Raw genomic sequence first — 21,139 nt, 5'->3', positions numbered from 1 at the left:
ATTCGTCAAGGCTTTTGCCAGACGAATGCGAAAGATCAGTTTTATCTGGAGGCAACTATTTGGCTTAAGCTCCTGGATGTTTGTCCACCATACAATGTGCCGCTTAATTCTCCTTGCGGATTAAATACAAAGGTAACAGGCACTCCACGGATATCTCCTAATTTTAAAAGAGTAGCGGGATCGTTTGTTAGGGCAGGGTAACGGATATCATATTCTTTAACCAGTTGTTTTTGCTCGGCTACAGGTAATGCTTCATAATTGACGCCAAAGATAACTACATTGTCATTTTTATATCGTTCATAAAATTCGTTAAGCTCGGGAATTTCTTCGATGCATGGTTGGCACCAACTGGCCCAATAATTGATAAAAACCCATTTTCCGTTCAAGGCTGAGAAAGGAATTTTTTGGCCATGTAAATCTTCCAGCACCACTTCTGCCTGAACAGTAGTCGAGATAAAAAAACTTAAAAAACAAGTGAGAATAAAGTGTCGCGTTCGCATAACCTAGCCTAAATCTTTTAAATAATGCATTTTAGCATGATTAAATTTAATTCCGTCAAAAGTGGCAAGAATTAACGGACGGGCGCACAATATGGAGATATGTTTTGCTGCAGCTAAAAGCAAATCTTGCATAAACTTTGCTTGCGGCAGCGTCTGGATAGAATAGAAGCAGTGCCTTTGCAAATTGGCTGCTGCTCTGGGGGGATGATGAAAAAAATTAAAGTTGAGCATGTGCTTGCCGGGAATTTATTGCGGGAGGGCGCGGGTGTTAAGTTGCATCGTTACATAGGTATGGATCGTAAAAATAATTTTGATCCCATCTTACTGTTTGATGTATTTGACAGTGAGGATCCCATGGATTATTTGGCAGGTTTTCCTGCGCATCCCCATCGCGGTTTTGAAACCATCACGTACATGCTTGAGGGGCAAATGGAGCACCGCGATAACCATGGTCATCATGGCATTATAGGTCCAGGTGATGTGCAATGGATGACCGCGGGCCGCGGCATCATTCATTCTGAAATGCCAAAGCAATCGCAGGGGCGATTATCCGGCCTGCAAGTTTGGCTCAACCTGCCCGCGGCACATAAATACGATCCGCCTCGTTATCAGGAATACACTTCGGCTCAATTCCCATTGGAACAAACGGCTGACGTGCATGTTAAAGTCATCGCAGGAAAAACTAATAATGGGACAGAAGCTCCTATTCAGGGAATTGTAACGGCTCCTATTTTCCTAGACATAACATGCTCTGCCGGTAAGCAATTTACTCAAGACATACCACTTTCCCATCAAAGCATTGTGTTCGTGTTATCCGGCGCAGTAACGGTATTTGACGGGGAGCAAAATCAAGTCCTTGAGCAAGGCATGCTTGCTGGGTTGAGTACGGGGGACTGTTTGACATTAACAAGTGAACAAAGTAGCAGATGTTTGCTATTAGCTGCAGCAAGAATTGGTGAACCGGTAGAGCGCGCTGGTCCTTTTGTGATGAATACACGCGAAGAAATTTTGCAAGCAATCGATGATTTTCAAAATAATCGCTTTTAGAGCTTAATGTTATGGTTTACAACCCATGTTGTGGTGAGTTTGAGTCAACGGAATAAGATAAGGAGAGGGTAATGGCAAAAATTTTGGTGTTGTATTATTCAAGTTATGGGCACGTGGAAACCATGGCTAAAGAAGTGGTGAAAGGGGTCAAGGAAATAGATGGTGTTTCGGTGGATTTAAAGCGTGTGCCCGAAACTATGCCTGACGACATCGCTAAAAAAGCCGGGGTGAAACTGGATCAGGAGGCAGAAATCGCTAAACCTGAGGAATTGGCAGATTACGATGCCATTATTTTTGGCACACCTACGCGTTTTGGTAATATGGCAGCGCAAATGCGTAATTTTCTCGATCAGACTGGAAAATTATGGGTGAATGGCAGCTTGATTGGAAAAATAGGTAGTGTATTTACCTCAACCGGCACAGGCGGTGGTAATGAAACGACGATTACTTCTTTCTGGAACACGCTTATTCACCATGGTTTTATTATTGTAGGGGTACCTTATTCGGAAAAAGGATTGACTGATCTCAACACTATGCGCGGCGGCTCCCCTTACGGGGCTGCGACTATTGCCGGGGCAGATGGCAGTCGTACACCTTCTGATATTGAACGGCAGATTGCCCGGGCCCAGGGACGCCATGTAGCTGGACTTGCGAAGCGTTTATTTAACTAATACTTAATGATTTCTTAATATTTTTTATTCTAGAATCAGCGACACGTTGTTTGTTGCTGGTTCCTTATGTCTAACAATAATGATACTCAAAAGAATACTTCCTATTATCCATTCCCCACGGCCTGGGAACTTATGAATCTGGGAACAAGTATACTTGCCACCAGCACGGTCATATCGCTTATACATCCTCCCATTAACTATATTATTTTCAAAAAAATGAAATCCGCCGGCATGGGCAATGCAGCTGCTAATGGTGAGCAAGCCAGTATTTTATCCTTTATCAATTGCTGCTATAAAAATTCCAATTTTGCCGGGCAAAGTGCTCGCACGGCCTATGTGACAGGAACAAAAAAAACTTCAATGAGTGAAGAAAATGCCTTGCCCCATGAGGCAAGTGAGCTTAAGGAGAATGTAGCAACAACGAAAAAATTAAAGCAAGAAGTGGGATTTATTTTTTCAGCATCTCTTGGAGAAGCAGGGCTCACGCAACTTTTTACGATGAAGGCGTATCTAGGGCAAGCTGGAATTATTGATTCCAAGTTTAATTGGAAAACTTACCATAACATAAAAGTGTTAAGCAGGTTGGGATTTTTTCCTCGCTTTTTGGCTAATGTCGGAAATTTTTCAGCGTTATGCATTCTGGAAGAATTTTTTACCCAAAATGTATTTAAAAATAATTCGGCTTCCTCACATTTTTTTGCAGGTGCCCTAAGTGGAATGACGGCTTCTCTGGTTACTTCTCCGTTGACCTATTGGCGAGATCAACTGGTATGCGGTTCCAAGGTACAGGAAGGTAAGCTCTGTAGCCCGCCCACTTTTAGCGTTTTACATGGTTTTCCTGCCCACATGCGCACCCCGGCATTTTTTATAGCTGTCAGTCTTGGCATGACACGCACGGGCTTAACCTTTGCTTTTGTTTCAGGATTAATGGCAGCGCTTGGAAATGAACCTTTATCGAAGTTCAATATTCAGTGGGGCAAAACAAAAGAGCAAACTCCTGCAACAAACCATTCCCCCGGTTTTTTTAAATCCGAAACAGTAAAATCAGTGGTGGTAAAAAAAGAGCAGGATGCGTTGGAAGCAAGCGCTGTAGAGCCGCGCAGATCAAAATAAAATAGCACAATTCTGTATAATATGCTCGAAAATTAAACTTTTTAATTGCCTGAAAATTTAGTATGCTGCTACACTCATGCATTTAAGATTACAAGGATCTTAATGATGCGCTTCTTTAAACCGGCAAGGATAGCTTTGGTTAAAGAGATGACCCGAACGATTGTGCAAGATGCAGCGCAGACAAGCATGAGCAACTTACTAGGTTTGGGCATTTATTATTATGGAAATAAATTTCTGGAAGCGTTTAGCCGAGAAAAAGAAGTAAAAACTGAAATAAAACAATAATTTTATTTCAGTAAACCTGATGAGACTGTAATGACTATAATTTTTATTATTGCTGCCATACTTGTATTTAGTTTATTTTGCGTTGCCGTGATGCTTTATAAATTAAAACAGCAGCCAGCTGTGGCCGTATCTCCCCTGGAGTATGTCAAGCTCGGGGTGAGCGGCATTGTCGCTTTCGTGGCGGATACACTCGGAGTGGGCAGTTTTGCTGTGAATGTGGCACTGGCCAAACTTTTGCGAACGTTTCCTGACGATGAATTGCCTGCGGTAAACAATGGTGCACAAGTGATTCCGGGTACTATCGAATCGCTCTTCTTCATGCAGTTAATTGATGTGGATTTGACGACACTGCTCACTTTGGTCACAGGAACGTGCATAGGCGGCTTAATTGGAGGAACTGTGGTAAGCCGCTTGAGCAAACAAGCCATCCGTCTCGCTATGGTTTGCTGCTTCATAATGATTATCGCTTTGCTGCTTTGCCACCAGTTTCGCTTATTGCCCGTAGGCGGTGATGTAGCAGAATTGCATTCTTGGAATGCTTGTAATTGGTTTTTTTGCCCTGGTAATTTGTGGCGCTCTGACTTCCGTTGGCATTGGTTTGTTTGTAATGGTGCAAGGCGTGTTGTTTCTGCTAAATGTTTCCCCCGTTGTAGCCTTCCCCATAATGACTACGGCAGGTGCTTTGCAGCAGCCTTTAACCACGTTGGTATTTTTACGCCATGATAAAATTCCTTTAAAAAAGACATTAATCTTAAGTCTTTTTGGTTGCATAGGCGTGTTTATTACCTTGCCATTATTTACTCATTTAACGGTCACTTGGCTGCATTTCCTGCTGCTTGCAATCATGATTTATAATGTATTTGCCATAGGCCGCGCGTATTTGCAGGCACGGCCAAAACAAAGAATTTTTGCTTTCGCAGGCGAAGAAAATGCAATTACCTAACAATTTGCTTTTTATATAAGCCTTGCTAGAATAGATACTTGCAACCTGTCGTTTTTGATTCTAGACTAAACTTTCCATGGAATACAAGGATGAAAAAATGAAAAAAATAATAACCAAAGTAGTAAACCGTTATACAACAGGATTGTTTGTTGCTCTGTCAAGTACACCTGCTTTAGCTCAGCCAGTTATGGGTGGTAATGTGGGCTGGGTAGCTGCAGGTGCAATCGCTATTGTTACAATTGTAGGCGTTGCTGCTGTCTCAGCAAAGTCAAATGATGACAACGACGATTTTGTTGCTAGCTAATTTTCCAAGTAAAGCAGCTAATTTCTGCAGTGTAGCTGCTTTATTCATAGAATATTCCGAGATTTTCCTATGACACACCAAATACGTGCACCTTGGCAGGTCATGTATGCATCAGTCTTCGCAATTGTTATTCGTGATATTCAAAAGAAATTTATTAAGAGCGTAAACACGCAACGTTCCCTTGGGTTTATCTGGATTATTTTAGAGCCCATGCTGCATATTGGCTTATGGATGTTAGCCCGCACGGTCATCAGGCATAGTGTGCATTCCTCCAGCATGTCCGCGCCTTTATTTATTTTGCTTGGTGCCATGCCGTTTTTGCTATTCAGGAATATCGTTAACTACAGCAAAACCAGTATTAAAGCCAACAAGAATTTTTATTTATTCAGGCAAATTAAACCGATAGATCCTTTGATAGCAAAGCTTATCAGTGAATCATTAATAAAAACGCTGGTATTTATTATATTGCTGGCAATTTTCAGCTGGTTCGATGTGGACTGGCATATTTACGATTTTTTATTTTGGCTGCTTAATATTATTGCTTATCTTGGCTTTTTGTTTGGTTTGTCCTTGATTATTGGTGTGACGTGTTTCTTCCTTAATTTCATTCAAATTTTCCTTACTATTTGCATGCGGGTAATTTATTTGTTTTCCGGTGTTTTTTTTAGTGCAGATATGTTGCCGCCTGCAATTCGGGACATGATGTTGTATAACCCCATATTTCAATTCATAGAATTAACCCGCGAATGCTTTAGACCCGCATTTTCGTATATTCCCTATGCTTCAAGTATTTATCTGATTAAGTGTGCTTTAATCGTGCTAACGTTTGGTTTGGCTTTGTATTTGTCATTACGTCAGAAAATAATGATTGAGATAGAACAACGATGATTGAAGCAATCAATGTCAGTAAGCACTACATCGTGCAGGGCAAAAAAAAACAGATTTTTAAAAATTTGTCATTAACCATTCGCGCCGGCGAAAGAGTGGCTTTAATGGGTAAAAATGGTGCTGGAAAGTCCACACTCTTAAGACTTTTATGCGGTATAGAAAAGCCAAATAGTGGTACTGTAAGTATCACCAGCAGTTTATCTTGGCCTGTAGGCGTTGGCGGCGGCTTTATCCCAAATTTAACCGGAAAGGAGAATGTTAAATTTGTTTGCCGCTTGTTTATGAACGATCCTGAGGAAACGAAGGAAAAATTGCGTTTTGTGAAGGAATTCGCCGAGATTGGGGATTATTTTGATATGCCCATGCAAACATACAGTTCCGGCATGCGCTCCCGTGTGGCATTCGGATTATCCATGGCATTTGATTTTGACTTCTATATCGTTGATGAAGCCTTGGCAGTGGGCGATACAGCATTTAAGATGAAGTGTAAGGAAGTATTCAGCGAAAAACTAGAAAATAAAGGGATTATTATGGTATCTCATAGCAAGAGTACCATCCGGCAGTTTTGTGATCGGGGTATTTTTTTGAATAACAATCAAATCGTCCAGTCGGATGATATCAATGAAATTATCTCTTTGTACAAAGCGCTGGCTAAAAATCCACAAAAAGAAGAAAATTAGCATGTTCTTGTGGTTATAAGATAAATCACTTATCATTTTTGCGGAACTGTGAAATATTTAAAGTCAAAAGTGCATGGCACGAATTGGTAGGAATTCGATTAATAAATGGATGAAAGACTTGAGAAAGTTTCGGCATATCATCAAACGTGGAACTGCATTAATACCGGTTGAGTTAAAGTCACTTCAGCAAAACAAAACGTATTTAGTGTTAAGGTCCCATCCTCTGGCAGAGCGCGTTATTTATTTTGTTAAAAAAAGAACACTGCTTTCGCTATTAGTAATTTTTCCCTGGCTAATTGCTGCTTTCTATGTATTACTCTTGCAGGCACCAGTTTATCAAAGCACGGCAAAAATTTTAGTTGAGAAGGATGAAAAAGATCCCATGAACATCTCCATGGGAATTTTAGGTGGAGGACATGCAGCTCCCTCGGAAATTTATCTTGCCCGCGAACACGTATCTTCACGCGAAGTGCTGGAAAATGTAGAAAAGCAAGTAGGGATTAAACAGCATTTCCAATCGAGGCAAGTTGATTTTTTATCCCGATTAAATAAATCCGCTACGCAAAGCTCTTTTCTTAAATATTACCGGCAAAAAGTGAATGCAGTGGTGGATCCTGAGACAAATGAAATCATCATTTCAGCTTCCGCATTCACTGCGCAAAAAGCCAAGCAGTTGCTAGCGGCCATCATTCTGCAAACCAAGGAATTTGTAAACAGAGTGTCGAATACGTTGGCGAAAAAACAATATTCCTTTGCCAAAATGAAATTGCATCTTGCCAAGGAAAAACTCTTTGAAGCTCGTAAAAATGTAATTGAATGGCAAAACCAAAATGGTTTGTTTGACCCAAAAGAAACTGCCCAGGTCGTTTCTTCGGTTATGGCCAAGTTGAAAGGCACATTAGTAGAAAAACAAACAGAATTAATCACCTATTCGTCCTTTATGCAGGCTAACTCAAATAAAGTCGTAACACTTCAGGAAGAAATCAAGGCGTTGAAAGCCCAGATTGAAAGACAAACCAGCATCTTATTAGGGCAAAAAGAAAAAAACGGCAAGCTTAATAAAATCATGTCTGATTTTGAGTGGGTGCAATTGCAACTGCAATTTGCACAGGCAGAATATCAAGCCGCACAACAGGCATTTGATGCTGCAGCGGTTAACCTGGCAAAAAATCAGAACCTTGTAATTGAAGTCGAGCCCCCCAATCTGCCTGATGAGCCGATAAGCCCCAAGCCTTTGTTTGATTTAGTCAATTATTTATGCGTATTGTTGATCCTTTTTGTTTTGACTAAGATGGCTATTATTATTGTGAAGGAGCATATTGATTGATGAAAAAACTGCTTTTCTTTTTTTTAATCATCCCGCTACTGGTTAGGGCGGAATCAGCTCCCAACTCTACGTCAGCGCAAGGACCAGTTTTTTCCTCTTTTGACAAGGAAAGCGAGCATGCCGCACAAACTAACTCTCAAAGCTCAAAAATTTCGGCAGTGGGTTTTTCTGCAGCGAGCAACAGCGTCGATAAAATAGCGGAAATGATGGACGATGATCTTAACATCCGCATGAAATCTTCCACTCATATGGGGGATGTCTTAAATAATAGGTTGCCTGTTTTTGGCCAAAATTTATTTGGTGCACAGTGCGGTAAATTACATCAAGCGCGATTTTTTAATCCACAGTATAGACTCACCGTTGGCGATGAGGTAAACGTGCAAATGTGGGGGGCATACCAGCTGTCGCAAAAGCTTGTTGTTGATACCCAGGGAAATATTTTTATTCCCGAGGTCGGCCCGGTTAAGGTAGAAGGAATAGAAAATCAAAAATTAAATAACATCATACAGATGCATGTTAAAAAAACCTTTAAGAAAGGCGTAAACGTTTATGCTGATTTAGTCACGGCACAACCGGTACAAGTCTATGTAACCGGTTATGTGAATTCCCCTGGCTTATACGATGGTTTATCTTCGGATTCCATCATATATTTTCTATGTGCTGCCGGCGGCATTAATCTTCAAGAAGGAAGTTTCCGCGATATTGATATTATCCGTGAGGGCAGAGAAATTAGGCAGGTGGATTTATATGATTTTCTGCTAAAGGGAAATATAAATCCGTTTCAATTGCATCAAGGGGATACCATCGTTGTTAAGCCGCAAAAATATATTATTTCCGTGGCTGGTGATGTGAAAAATCCTTATCAATATGAAATTTCCACGCCCAATATTTCCCTGGCGACACTTGCTAAACTGGTTAATGTTGAACCCAGTGCCACCTATGTACGCATTCAACGTAATCAGGGTATGAAACCAATGTTTATTTATCAGGAAATAAAACAATCCCATCCAATACAAATTCAGGCCGGTGATCGGGTTACTTTTGTTGCCGACAAGGAAATCCAGCAAACCTTGATTACGGTGAAAGGACAAGTCAAAGGTCCGCATCAATACATTGTTAAGCAAGGAACTACGTTGGATGAATTTCTTAAAACATTAACCTTGGCGGACGATGCCAATATCGACAATGTCCAATTATTCCGTGACTCGGTTGCCAGGCAACAGAAAGACGCGCTTAACACAAGCCTTGCGCGCTTGCAACGTCAAACGATGACCGGCGAAACACTTACGGGGGATGATGCCAAGCTACAAGCCACCCGCTCTGAGTTGATTACCCGGTTTGTTCAGGAAGCGAAACAAGTGGAGACGAAGGGGCAGGTAGTGCTGGGCGATCGCTCGCATTGGAAGAAAGTGAGGCTGGAAAATAATGATACCATTAACATTCCTCCTAAAACATCCGTGGTTACTATCAGCGGAGATGTAGTTAATTCCATTTCCCTAACCGTCAATCCTCAATATAGGCTTATAGATTACATCGAGGCAGCCGGCGGTTTTCAGAAAACAGCCAACCAAAAGGAATTTTTGCTGATGCGACAAAACGGCCAAGTGCAGATTGTAAAAAATACCAATTGGCAGAAGAGCCGTTATCCTATCCAGGGCGGCGATCAGTTGGTTGTTCTGCCAAGAGAGACAGAGAATGGCATAAAAGTTACTGGTATGATGTCATCCATTCTGTACCAACTTGCGATTGCAGCCCGCGTGGCAATGCGGATCTAGAGTGCTCGAGCTAAGCCGAATTACCATATAATTCGGCTTATAGCTTTAACCCTGTAATAATTTGGTGACAAGGATAAGTTGAATTTGTTATCCATAAGGATCTTAATACTCGTTTAATGATTTGAAGATGTAGGGATGAATCACTTAAGATCATGAAATTATTTAAAAACATTTATTATTATTGCAAATTCTTTTTGATCCGCACGTATCCTAACAATATTCTAGTCAGCATTGTTATTCCTGTTTTCAATGCCGAGGCGCACCTTAAAAAAACTATTCCGACATTGCTCAAACAAAGTTATTTTAATTTGGAATTTGTTTTTGTGGATGATGGTTCATCTGATCGTTCCATCATGATTTTGCATGATTTTGCAAAAAAAGATGCACGGATAAAAGTGTTAATGCAAGAAAATCAGGGACCCGGGGCTGCCCGCAATACAGGATTGTTGTGCGCACGGGGAGAATATATTTTATTCCATGATGCAGATGATTATTTATATAAAAATGCCGTTAAGCGTTTGCTTGCCATTGCGATAAAGACCCGCTCAGAAGTTATCGCAGGCAATTCTTATGTGCAAAAAGAAAACAGAGGAATTAAGCGCGATTCGCTTTTCCGCCGTTGGGATTTGAATATAAATTTTCATGAGCAGGATAAAAAGGCCAAACATTACACAAGTCATGTTAGTGTATGCAATAAATTATTCTTAAAGCAATTTCTTATAAAAAACAATTTATTATTTATGGAAAAAGTATATTTTGAAGACAGTGAATTTTGGGCCAGGATCATGTTTTACAGTAAAAACTACAGTCAATGTCCTTATCCAATCTCATTGTATCGCTATCATCGTGATTCATATACCCGTGGTGATGTCTTCATAGAAAAAATAGATTCAATCCTGACGTCATTTTTCATAATTTCCGCACGGTTTAATTCCCTTCACAAACAACTTCCTTCAAATCTGTTTTCTCGTTATTTCAATTACATAATTTTGCATAAACCGTTTGGTTTTACTCTGCGGCGCGTTATTTTTTCCTCTTCTGCAACGCAGCAATTGCATAAAATACATCTTTGGCTGCAAGAAATTCCAGAGGAACACTTAATTGATTTTTATTATGATAAAAATCAACGCTTGAGTTTAATTTATCTGGCGATGAGAAGAGGCGATTTCATGGTAGCCAAACGGTTATATCAACATGCTTATCGCAAAAAAATTATTAATCGCTTAAAAAAGCTTCAACATGAGGGAACCGCAGTCTTTTATCAGCAATTCTTACAGGAAATGTGGGAACACATAGAATTTTATGAAAAATAAAAAATTCAAAAAATTAAAGATTGCGCTGATTGCGGATGAGATAACTGCTCCTTGTTTATCTTATGAATGCTGCGTCGCTCAGGTGACACCACAGAATTATAGATTGGTATTCCGCTGGTGGAAACCTGATTTCTTATTGGTTGAGTCCGCTTGGAATGGCTATAAAAGAAAATGGCGGAAACAAATAGTCAAAAATCCTGCTGCAGATGAGAATAAACTGCGACAAGTGGTGGAATATGCTCAGTTTTGCGGTATACCGACCGTTTTCTGGAATAAGGAAGATGGTGTCCATTTTGAAGATTTTATCGATAAAGCACTATTATTCGAACATATTTTTACTACTGACGTGAACATGATCGCTGAATATAAACGCCGTATAAGGCATCAGCCGGTCACTGTTAATTTATTAATGTTTGCAGTCCAGCCTGCAATTCATAATCCTTACCCTGTTGCAGAACGGTTCAAACAATTTTGTTTTGTAGGAAGCTACACAAAAAACCGGCATCCTGAGCGCCTTAAATATCAAAATTTGCTATTTGCCGCTGCGCAAGATTTTGGGTTAATCATTTACGATAGAAATTCTTATATTAAATCGGATAATTACAGGCTACCTGCCCATATAAAAGCCACGGTGAAGAAAAGAATTTCACATGCCAAAACCGGAAAAATTTTTAAGAAATATCAGGCATATCTAAATATCAATACGGTGATGAATTCTCCTACCATGTTTTCACGGAGGCTTATTGAAACACTAGCATGCGCCTCTCCCATCGTTTCATCGCCGGCCTTAGCCATAGAGCATTACTTTAAGGATTATGTTTACACTGTAAACACATTGGAAGAAGCGCAAGAAGCTTTTTTTAAATTATCTAAACCTTATGATCCCAAACTGTGTGAGCAGCTTATGGCAGGGTCTCAATATATTTTAAGCCAGCATACCTATGAGCAACGCTTAGAGCAAATGCTTGATGTTATTAAATAATTTGAATTTACCGCAGGCTTTGTAGTATTGCATTCATGTAAAGTTAATATGATAATCATTCTACAATTTATAAGCAAAAAGGGAATTTTATGCTAAAAAAAGTTTGCGTAGTTGGGTTAGGGTATGTGGGCTTGCCTACTGCAATTATGCTTGCCGATAAGGGAGTTGATGTGCATGGATATGACATTAACGAGCAGGCTGTTAACAAAATTAATCAGGGCATAGCTTGTATAAAAGAAACGGATTTGGATGCATTACTGGAAAAAGTAGTCAAAAAGGGTAAGTTGCAGGCTGCTACCAGCCCTGTTGCCGCTGATGTTTTTATCATTGCTGTACCTACTCCCATCTTGTCTGATAGTTCACCTGATATGCGTTTTGTATTAAATGCAGCAACGTCAATCGCCCCATATTTGACAATGAATAATTTGGTGATTTTGGAATCTACAAGCCCTGTAGGCTCAACGAAAATGTTAGCTGAACATTTGGCAAAACTCCGGCCTGATTTGGATTTAAGCAGTGATGATCCGGATGTCTTGATGGCTTATTGCCCCGAACGCATCATACCAGGTAACGCTTTGGCCGAATTGGTTAATAATTCGCGCAATATTGGCGGTTTAACCCGCAAAGCAGCTTTGCGCGCACGAGATGTTTATGGCATTTTTTGCCAGGGCGAATTAATTGTTACAGACGCAGAGACTTCGGAGCTTTCCAAATTAGTTGAGAACAGTTATCGTGATGTCAATATTGCTTTTGCCAATGAGCTTTCCTTAATTTGTGAGCGGTTTGGGATAAATGTGCATGAGCTTATTTCCCTTGCCAATAAACATCCTCGGGTTAATATCTTATCGCCGGGAATTGGCGTAGGGGGCCATTGCATTCCAGTAGATCCATGGTTTATCGTTCACGCCGCACCAGAGCAGGCTAAATTAATCCACCAGGCCCGCTTAACCAATGATTTTAAACCCAAACATATCGCGCAAAATTTGGTACAAATAGCGAATAAAAAAAATGCAACTACAGTAGGTATATTAGGCTTAACCTACAAGCCGGATGTAGATGATTTCCGCGAGTCACCGAGTTTATTAATTGTCGAAGAGTTGGCCAAATATCCATTGAATATATTTGTGCAAGATCCTTATCTGGATGCCTATAAAGGTAATCTTCCGGTAGAGGTGGAAAAAATCTATTCAGCACAAGCTGTAATAGACAAGAGCGAAGTATTACTGATTGCAACGCCTCATATGGCATACGTTGAGTGTGATTTTAGTAAGCACATTGAAGGGGCGACATTATTGGACCCAGCAGGTTTTACATATAAACACCAGCATGCCAAAAACATGCAGGAAGTTGTGTAGAAGGGAGCCGGGACAAACCCGGTTTCTCATTTAAGCTATTTGCAGCTCATTGGTTGCATTAATCTTTTTTCGGTTTTGCGTCGAAAGATCCATTACCGTGGTATTAATGTAGTTAAAGACATGCTTTAAATAAATTTCACCATACGCCGCATTCATATGCCTGACATTGTCTGCAGGCGCAAAGCTTTCTTCTTTTTTGGGAACGCTACCCAGTCCCAATCCATTTTTATTAAATTCTGCTTTAGTGTAAAAGAAATCCGCCAGTGTTTCGTCAGGTTGAGGAATATAGTGTAGCCCTAATGCATTAAAACGAATGGACATGAAAGAGCAAAGTTCGCTGTACTCGGCCGGCGAAATCAATTGTTTCCGTTCCAATATTGCCGGGTTTGGCTTAGGTGTGAAAATAAGCGGGAGCTTTGTGCAAGCGGTAATTTCTTTAATTAAATGTTGCACTATGGGATTAAATGTTTCAATGCAGGCGTCAATAAATGCGCGGCTGTAAAAGATATTTTTCCTTAAATCCCGCCATAAAGGAAACCAGTTTCGCAGGGGCGTTAAAATGCCATGTACAATACATATATCGAATTGAGTGAAATCTACTTCTTCCTGGCCGCCGGATGTGATGCTAAAGCTGCGTTTTACCTGAGCGTTAGTGGGCGTGAATTTCTTATCTTGTGCTTGAGTATTTAACAAGGTATCGGCATGCGAGCCAAAAAAAGTGATGGTGAAGGGGTATTGGCTTGCTAGTGAATCCCATGCTTTTTTTATGCAGGCAATGTGTGAATTACCGATTAGACAAATTTTCATTATTTCCCTCCGAAAGCGCTAAGAATTTCTTCTTCGCATACCACATCCTGACGGTTTTGGTGGTTTTTTGCTGCTTTTGTAGAGCGCTGGTTAACAACGATGGCTGTATCATATTTTGCAATTAAAGCATTAAAAAACGAATCCATGACAAAGCTTACGCCCCTTGGGTTCACACTTCTTTGGTTAGGTTCAAAGAATATTCCTTTAAAGGCAGGACTGTTAATGATTTCATAACTGGGAAAATAATCGATGGCAGCACGGCTAACCAGTTTGGCTGCTACTGCCCGTAAAATGGATTTGGAAGCCATGGTCGCTACTAAGACATGAAGGCCAGAATTAGTAGCAGTTAACGGTACCGGGGAAATGGTCAGAATAAATTTAAGTTTAGAATTAACTCCCCTCATCAATTGAATGGCTTCATTTAAATTCTTCAAAATGAAATTGTAATCTTGATTGTGAAATTTATGAACATCTGAGGAAAATTCTCCCGCTATTGTCCCTGGACACATGGGGTATTCGACATGCATTGCTTGATTTACCCAGCTTTCTGTTAAACCCAAGGTAAAAATAAAATAGCGAGCATCTGTAATGGCTTTACGGAAAGCAACAATGGTTTGCTGCCTTGATGACAACATTTCTTCTTTATCTTGAAATCCATTCGGTTCGATATTGGGTCTGAAGGGGTCGTAATATCGATTGGCTATGGCCCAATATTCATCCGGAGGCTGTTTAAGCTCAAGTGCCCATTCCACCCATTGTTTGAGCAAGGAAGCTGTGTATATATTGCCTGTACGCGCGGAAAAAACATTATAGTTAAATAGCTTGGCTGTTTTCTCAGGAACATTGCGCGGTGCAGGTTCTGTGTTATGCCACAAAAACCCTCTTTCTTGTAATGCTCGGCCAATATGTTGGGCAAAACAGCTTCCGAAAGTAACAATTTTATCTTTTGTAGTTATGTTGAATTTAGGATCCCAGAGGCTAGATATATCAAAAAGATTGCGATTCGCTACGGCCAATTTCCAGAATGCTTTATCATCCAGTGCAGTGTATGGATTCATTTTTCTTCCCTTAAACGAGCTGTTATCAAATGTTTTCAAACTATTAGTGCATTTTGATTCGTATAAGTGTATTTTGCACGACGCTTATTTTTTAACAATCCACGCTGGGTAAGAAGATGCACGATCCAATCGGCTTTAAATCGATTCCCTGCAGCAGATAAATGCGTAGAACTTGCACTAAAGAGTTTACGCTCTTCATCCGAGATAGCGAACCAGGCATTACCAAAGTCGTATAAAGGTACTGCATATTGTTCGAACCAATGGTGCAAGTGTCTCATTACTTCCTCATGGTTAGATTGGCGTCCGCGCACACCGCGAATATATGGATCTACAATGATAAACGCGTCGATACAACCACGGGATTTGGCCAAGGTACAAAATTCACGCCCCAGCAGTGCAAATATTTTACCTTGCTCTCCACGGGCCAAATTAGCTAAGTATTCTTGTGATTTGGTATTCAATAACTTATTTTCATTGCCTGAATTGGCTGCTAGAAAGGCTTTGTAATGATCATCGTATTGATGGAAAAAATCCGAATAATTTTGCAGATTGCATAATTCACTTTTTTCTATAAAAGGCCTCATGATGAGTTGCAGGGAATCCTCGCCACGTAAAGTAAATCTGGGTTTGACTGCCCAAACGTTACCTCGCTCGATGTAATGTTTATACACTGAACCTATTCTCAATAAAGAAAGGCTTTGGACTACGATGACTGCGATACTGCCGTGTCCAGATAATTTCCGGTTAGCTCTTAGTAAAGCCTGATCAGCACCATAATTACCTACACCAAAATTTTTGCAAGGTCCGATGCCGTAATCATTTTCAAGATAATATTGAAAGGTTTCATCTGGATTAACTTCATTACAAAAACAGCGGGAATCGCCAAAAAATTCTATCTTTGGTCCTTGTAGGGCTTGTTTCGCAGGCGGTTGATAGCGGGTACCGTCTTTATCGATTTGCCGGGTTCGCCGTGTCATTTTTTCTGCAGGAATACCTTCTATTTCATAGGATGGTTTGGGCTCCCAGCCTAAAAATTCGTCATAATTGACAAATTTGTTTAGAGTGTTTAAATCCACTTTGGGAAATTCTTCAATTGGTGAATCTACAATATTTTTTTTATTGGGGTTTTCCCAATCGCCAAGTAAGTTTTTTGTGGGTTCATCATCGGGATATTGCTTTAACCCAGAACGTAAAATCTGTATTCCCTCGTCATGTTTTCCTGTTTTTATACATACCTTGGCCAAAGTGCGATAGAAGGAAACGGATAATTTGGTGTTGCAACTTTGTGCTTTACGTAGGTAAGTTTCAGCCTTGGCATAATCTTTTAACTGATAAGCAACATATCCCATCTCCAGCAAGCAGCCGAAGTGAGCAGGATATTTTGTCAAAGCTTCTGCAAGCAGTTGTTCAGCTTGTGAAAGCTGTTTTTCATTCCTATATTGGCGCGCGGCCTTATGAAAATCCCCTGCAGTTTTCACTGGGCATACTCCTAGTAATTTATTTATCCTTATACGGCAGTGGTTGCAGCAATGCGGTCAAGATCGCAGTATGATTTGAGCTCGCCTTGAATTACCATTTTTTCATATAAATTTTTATCTTCGACTGTATCTATTTCAAGCCAACCATTTTGAATCAAACACGCACGAACATCCCAGTTTAAGTTGATTAAATGTTGCAAAAAGCTGGTCATATACATATTGTTAAAATCTTTTCCATCAAATAACGCAGTTCTATCCATTTCATCGTAAACGTTAAGGAGTCGGGTTATATAATCTTTGCGTATGCGGATAAGGCCTATGTATTGTGCTTTAATTTGATCGTATGAATTTGGTTTTTTCCCTAACTCAATGACTCGATTTTCGGCATCCATTTGAAATGTTTCCGCATCGGTTAACGGATCTTCCATGCGTAATTTCCATAACCGGCGCCAATTTTTATCGGCTGCGATGCTAACCGGCGCATCAGAACATAAAACCGCCTGTAAGACTTTGGGTTCGAAAACGATATCCCCGTAACTAATCAATAAATCCATCCCCGCTTTCATGTATTCACGCGCACAAAAAAGTGTTGCCACCATATTGGTGTGCTCATAGTCAGGGTTGAGCAGTATCTTCGCATTCGCAGCGATCAAATTTTCTATTTGATATCCGCCGACCACGATGATGTTGCTATCTATATTGCATTGCCGGAGCGTTTCAAATTGCCAATGTAATAAAGGTTTATTGGCTAAAGGAACCATGCATTTTGGTTGATGGTTTGTAAAAGGGCGCAGGCGGGTGCCTTGTCCTGCGGCAAGGATAATGGTAAGCATTTCAGCTCCGAAATAACGTGGAAATTAAAGTTTTATCATGCTCATTAAAAGGGTGCTCACGCTCAGGATGCCACATGATGCCAACCCACGGTAAATTTTTATGGTACGCAGCTTCTATCGTCCCATCATGGCTTTGCAAGGCTGGAAGCATCTTGCTCGCAAGCGATTCATGGTTTATGCCCCAGGCATGATAACTGTTTACCCTGGTATAGAATGAAAACAGTGGGTGATCAGTAACAGCATTCACAGTATGCTTGCTTCCTACATGTTCTGCCACAGGGGTGAGGTTGCCGCTTAAATAAACGTTCATTATTTGAAAGCCGCGGCATACGCCAAGAACAGGTAGTTTTTTATTTTCTGCAATAGTTAATATGTTATGTTCCGTACGATCTCTTTCGGGGGCAATTTGTTTTGCATCTTCCAGATAAGCCAAATCATTTCCACCCGATAAAATAAACCCATCGATGCCAATGCATTCAATCCAGTTTTTTACATCGGTTAAGCACCCTGGGACCGGTACGGGTAACAAATTGGATGACTCTAATAGAGAAAACCAACGTTGATCAAGACAATCCCTACGTTCCTGATAATGATCAATAAGATCTACGCGCTGGGTGATACCTATTTTTTTCATTAGCGAATAATCCGTATTTGCCGGTTCCCTGCATTTAATTCCAGCGTGCTCGCGCCAGCCAAACGTTGATAGACAGTTTCTCCTATCCCAATAGCGGCAGGTAATCCAAACTCGGCCGAGCGGATGGCCATGTGGGAGTTAGCTCCCCCATACATCGTGATCAGGCCAACAATACCTTGTCCAAAAACCCAATCATAACCCGGATCAGCTTGTGGGATCATGGCAATTTTCCCGGCTAAATTAGCATGCAGCTCGGTGGAAAGCAGGTTAATTTTATCTAGGTTGAATAAATCTGCCGTAACTCGGCTGCTGCCTATATAATTAGGTTGATTATTTGGATACATGAATAAATGCAAATCCTGAGGGCTCAACAATAAGGGCGGCAGCTCAACTGCACTTGATATTTGCCGCGCCGAGGAACCTTCACCGGCTCGTGCACGTAGCCATTCGCTCACGTTTCCAGTTATAACGCTTCCTGTTCTTAATGCGAAAAACGCGTCAAGGGGAATGTTGGAAAGTTCCTCCCGAGAAAGCCCTAAGTTTTTGCCAAAAGCGGCCAATTCATCCAGAGCAAAAGAAAGATTGCGGCTGAAGATAAATTTTGCATATTCGCGACCCTCAATTGCATCGCGCATGAAAATTTCCATTTGCTCAATATTAGCGTCAATTTCCGCCTCCATGAGCGCACGTGCAAACCGTTCTCTTTCAGTATTCCATGCACATAAATCAATTTGCTTGGGTGAATGATGTTCTTCTGCTTTTTCCACGATGGGGCGAAGAAAATGCTCTGCATCTTCTTTATAGCTTGGGGAGGTAATATCATAGGTACCGGGACGCAAATGCGCGTATCGTTCTACGAATTCTTCCCAGGTTAGCTGCTTTAAAGCAGTAGATTTCGCATCATCCGTAAGAGAATGGGAAACGGTGCGGATGGAACTTAAGAAGGCATTCATGGCTTCTTGGGAAATGATGTTGGTTTCAACTGCAGATTTTAATAACGAGATAGCTACAAAAGCATTGCGGGCTAAGTGTGCAAATGAGAGGGTGCCAAAATGTTTGCAATCTTCAAGAAGCAAAATAGCCCGCTCTAAAGCAGGAAGTTTTTTATCAAGAATTTGTTTGCGGCGTAATTGTAAATTTTCAATGGCACTAAAATACAATTTATTATTAGCTAGTGCTTTTTGTGTAAGCTGTTTGAGTGCTTGCTTTAGTTGATTTATTTCATGTGCAGAAAATTGCCCTTGTTGCGTAAGGCGCTTTTCCCAGCGTTTAAAATTAAGATCATAGCAAGTAGGTACCACGTCAAACTCTACTTTATCATGCAAATGTGGATGCAGCTCCAGCCAGTTTAGGTAGAAATCTACTAAACGGGCTGCTAATTCATTATCTAATTCAGCGGGAATAAAGGAATTAAAACTTGCTCGAATATCAACATAAGGATGACCCGCAAAAGTGATGAGCAACGGTTGCGGACGCACGTCCCTATAGCCAAATTGAGCGCGTTGCGTTGCCCACACATCATCCATAATTAAATAGCGATACAGTCCCAGTGCCAAACAGCCAGGATTGGTGCCAATAATTTCTGCCGGGTTCCAGTCAGGCATAATACCGAAAAAGGCTTTTTTGCCTACGATGAATGGAGAGGAAGCTTGTAATGCTTGGAAGCGTTCTTGCGCTACGTTAATGAAACTTTCGACCTCTTTATCTGTGATATTCCATTGGGCATGATTAACGGCGATGGGCCGAACTTGCAGGATATGGACGCAATCTTCTTCACTGATTGCAAATTCAATATCCAACGAATCATATTCAAGCAATTCTTCAATCTCAACAAGTGCCGGTATAAGATTATGCATTTCCGGGGGTAAATTTTCATTTTGATAGGAATAATTGCGATGCAAGATTAAAGTTTTATGCTCTTGGCTGGAGCCGCTGGTGATGGATTCGGTGCTTTTGGAAGAGTCATCATAGTTGATAACAAAATAAGGAGCTCCGTAAGCCAGTGTTCTTGTAAAAGCAACGCCGCTTGCTTTTACGTTTAAAACCATAGGCTGCACCAAAACCTGATTGGCTAAATTGTCATCGGGATAAGAGGCAATAACACTTTCCACTGCTTTCTGCAGCGATCTTGCATCATTTGCACTAACGTTAAGTACGCTGGTATATGCTCCCGCATTCGCCGTGGCGAACCCGTCCTCAGACAAAGCACTACTTCGCACTACCAAATGTTGGTTGGAAAAAGCTGCGTAAATTTGTTCGAGTATTTTCTTTGCCTGTTGCTGCCATTCGACCACCGTGAAGCTAACCTGATCTTCAATACGGCTTTTTGTTACTAAATCACGTAACCGATGCAGGGTTTGTGCTTTGGTACCCAGAACAAAATGGACTAAGTCCTGTCCTTCATTAAGTTCTGCCCAATCTCCGGCTACATCAACGGCGCGGACATTAAAGCCGCGCATGCGCAAGACTTCTATTAATTGTGAGAGATTGGCATGGCGAAAGCGATGGAGTAAATCTTTGCTATTCTCATGTAGATAATGGATGACGCGGGCGGAAAATTTGGCCAAGCCAATAAACTCTGCTTCAGCCAAATCCGGCTCAATATCAGGACCCAAGCGGGTCACGTTATTGCCATGAAGATTTAATTTTTCGCAGCGTATTAAATCCTTGTCGGTGCGGCCAAAAAATCGCTTGCGCCAACGGGTATCAGCTGCCACGACGATGTCGGCATCAATTTCAGCCAATTGGTTTACAGCTGAATCGTGAAATAAAATATCAGCATATGAAACAAAATAATTAAAATGATCATCAAGCGGTGCTTGCAAAAAAGAAGCAGCGGCTCCCGTGTCTTGCCACTCGGGGTTCACTATGTAATGAAAGCCTGGATAGCGTTGCGCAATTTCTTCAATTTGATACCCTCCCACAAAATAGATTTCGGGATGGAGAGGGCGAACCGCATGTAGTATCCAGTCAAGCACTCTGCCTTGTTTGGAGGCACCGCGTAATGCGGTGTGCTGTTCTCCTTGATAGGGCTGGCCTGCGCCTAGCACAATGACCCGGTTTAATAAAGTATTGGTTATTTTTTTACTAAGGGATGAAATTCTTACGTCCTGTTTTGTATCCAGTGTGTCGTCGTGATGCATCAT

Annotated in this window: 19 protein-coding genes and 1 pseudogene; 13 read left to right on the top strand and 7 right to left on the bottom strand. The window is 41.0% G+C overall.

Annotation, left to right across the window (positions count from 1 at the left end; all coding sequences use genetic code 11):
- Positions 1-41 precede the first annotated feature (41 nt).
- Positions 42-500 (bottom strand): TlpA family protein disulfide reductase, encoded by a 459-nt coding sequence (locus ELY11_RS00605; RefSeq protein ID WP_126953241.1) that lies wholly within the window; start codon positions 498-500, stop codon positions 42-44.
- 207 nt (positions 501-707) lie between these two features.
- Between ELY11_RS00605 and ELY11_RS00600 the strand changes: the two genes are divergently transcribed.
- From ELY11_RS00600 to wecC, 13 genes and pseudogenes are all read left to right on the top strand, one after another.
- A complete protein-coding gene (locus ELY11_RS00600) occupies positions 708-1,547 on the top strand; it encodes a pirin family protein (protein WP_126953338.1) in 840 nt (279 codons plus the stop codon).
- 71 nt (positions 1,548-1,618) lie between these two features.
- Positions 1,619-2,218 (top strand): NAD(P)H:quinone oxidoreductase, encoded by a 600-nt coding sequence (gene wrbA / locus ELY11_RS00595; protein WP_126953240.1) that lies wholly within the window; start codon positions 1,619-1,621, stop codon positions 2,216-2,218.
- A gap of 66 nt (positions 2,219-2,284) precedes the next feature.
- On the top strand, positions 2,285-3,331 hold the full coding sequence (locus ELY11_RS00590; protein WP_126953239.1) for a hypothetical protein: 1,047 nt from the start codon (positions 2,285-2,287) through the stop codon (positions 3,329-3,331).
- A gap of 102 nt (positions 3,332-3,433) precedes the next feature.
- Positions 3,434-3,616 carry a hypothetical protein gene (locus tag ELY11_RS00585; protein WP_127032302.1) on the top strand — a complete coding sequence of 61 codons (183 nt, stop codon included), beginning with the start codon at positions 3,434-3,436 and terminating at the stop codon, positions 3,614-3,616.
- Between the two features lie 30 nt (positions 3,617-3,646).
- Positions 3,647-4,559: pseudogene (locus tag ELY11_RS00580) on the top strand (sulfite exporter TauE/SafE family protein).
- Between the two features lie 97 nt (positions 4,560-4,656).
- On the top strand, positions 4,657-4,863 hold the full coding sequence (locus tag ELY11_RS00575) for a hypothetical protein (RefSeq protein WP_126953236.1): 207 nt from the start codon (positions 4,657-4,659) through the stop codon (positions 4,861-4,863).
- Positions 4,864-4,932: 69 nt separating this feature from the next.
- Positions 4,933-5,751: an ABC transporter permease gene (locus tag ELY11_RS00570; protein ID WP_126953235.1), complete on the top strand. Its 819-nt coding sequence runs from the start codon at positions 4,933-4,935 to the stop codon at positions 5,749-5,751.
- A complete protein-coding gene (locus ELY11_RS00565) occupies positions 5,748-6,431 on the top strand; it encodes an ABC transporter ATP-binding protein (RefSeq protein ID WP_127032301.1) in 684 nt (227 codons plus the stop codon). The genes ELY11_RS00570 and ELY11_RS00565 overlap by 4 nt, the downstream gene beginning before the upstream one ends.
- Positions 6,432-6,549: 118 nt before the next feature.
- Positions 6,550-7,758, top strand: coding sequence for a Wzz/FepE/Etk N-terminal domain-containing protein (locus ELY11_RS00560; protein ID WP_158614957.1), 1,209 nt, complete (start codon positions 6,550-6,552; stop codon positions 7,756-7,758).
- Positions 7,758-9,533 (top strand): polysaccharide biosynthesis/export family protein, encoded by a 1,776-nt coding sequence (locus ELY11_RS00555; RefSeq protein ID WP_126953232.1) that lies wholly within the window; start codon positions 7,758-7,760, stop codon positions 9,531-9,533. The genes ELY11_RS00560 and ELY11_RS00555 overlap by 1 nt, the downstream gene beginning before the upstream one ends.
- Positions 9,534-9,685: 152 nt before the next feature.
- A complete protein-coding gene (locus tag ELY11_RS00550; RefSeq protein ID WP_126953231.1) occupies positions 9,686-10,846 on the top strand; it encodes a glycosyltransferase family 2 protein in 1,161 nt (386 codons plus the stop codon).
- Positions 10,836-11,828, top strand: a complete 993-nt coding sequence (locus tag ELY11_RS00545) for a CgeB family protein (RefSeq protein ID WP_126953230.1) — start codon at positions 10,836-10,838, stop codon at positions 11,826-11,828. Before ELY11_RS00550 ends, ELY11_RS00545 begins: the two co-directional genes overlap by 11 nt.
- An 89-nt stretch (positions 11,829-11,917) precedes the next feature.
- Positions 11,918-13,183, top strand: a complete 1,266-nt coding sequence (wecC, locus tag ELY11_RS00540) for a UDP-N-acetyl-D-mannosamine dehydrogenase (RefSeq protein ID WP_126953229.1) — start codon at positions 11,918-11,920, stop codon at positions 13,181-13,183.
- Positions 13,184-13,213: 30 nt separating this feature from the next.
- On the opposite strand, the gene ELY11_RS00535 is transcribed toward wecC, so the two are convergent.
- Genes ELY11_RS00535 through ELY11_RS00510 form a run of 6 tightly spaced genes read right to left on the bottom strand, consistent with a single transcriptional unit; the run spans position 13,214 to position 21,139 of the window.
- A complete protein-coding gene (locus tag ELY11_RS00535; RefSeq protein ID WP_126953228.1) occupies positions 13,214-13,990 on the bottom strand; it encodes a hypothetical protein in 777 nt (258 codons plus the stop codon).
- A complete protein-coding gene (locus tag ELY11_RS00530) occupies positions 13,990-15,048 on the bottom strand; it encodes a GSCFA domain-containing protein (protein WP_126953227.1) in 1,059 nt (352 codons plus the stop codon). Before ELY11_RS00530 ends, ELY11_RS00535 begins: the two co-directional genes overlap by 1 nt.
- 35 nt (positions 15,049-15,083) lie before the next feature.
- Entirely contained in the window at positions 15,084-16,526 is a 1,443-nt protein-coding gene (locus tag ELY11_RS00525; RefSeq protein ID WP_158615156.1) for a tetratricopeptide repeat protein, read from the bottom strand.
- Between the two features lie 29 nt (positions 16,527-16,555).
- Positions 16,556-17,359, bottom strand: a complete 804-nt coding sequence (locus tag ELY11_RS00520; protein ID WP_126953225.1) for a phosphocholine cytidylyltransferase family protein — start codon at positions 17,357-17,359, stop codon at positions 16,556-16,558.
- A gap of 1 nt (position 17,360) precedes the next feature.
- Positions 17,361-17,993, bottom strand: a complete 633-nt coding sequence (locus ELY11_RS00515; RefSeq protein ID WP_126953224.1) for a gamma-glutamyl-gamma-aminobutyrate hydrolase family protein — start codon at positions 17,991-17,993, stop codon at positions 17,361-17,363.
- Entirely contained in the window at positions 17,993-21,139 is a 3,147-nt protein-coding gene (locus ELY11_RS00510; RefSeq protein ID WP_199739152.1) for a PEP/pyruvate-binding domain-containing protein, read from the bottom strand. The genes ELY11_RS00515 and ELY11_RS00510 overlap by 1 nt, the downstream gene beginning before the upstream one ends.

It is taken from the genome of Legionella septentrionalis (genome assembly GCF_003989745.1).
GTDB classification, from domain to species: Bacteria; Pseudomonadota; Gammaproteobacteria; order Legionellales; family Legionellaceae; genus Legionella_A; species Legionella_A septentrionalis.
This window is presented reverse-complemented; position numbering and strand designations above follow the sequence as displayed.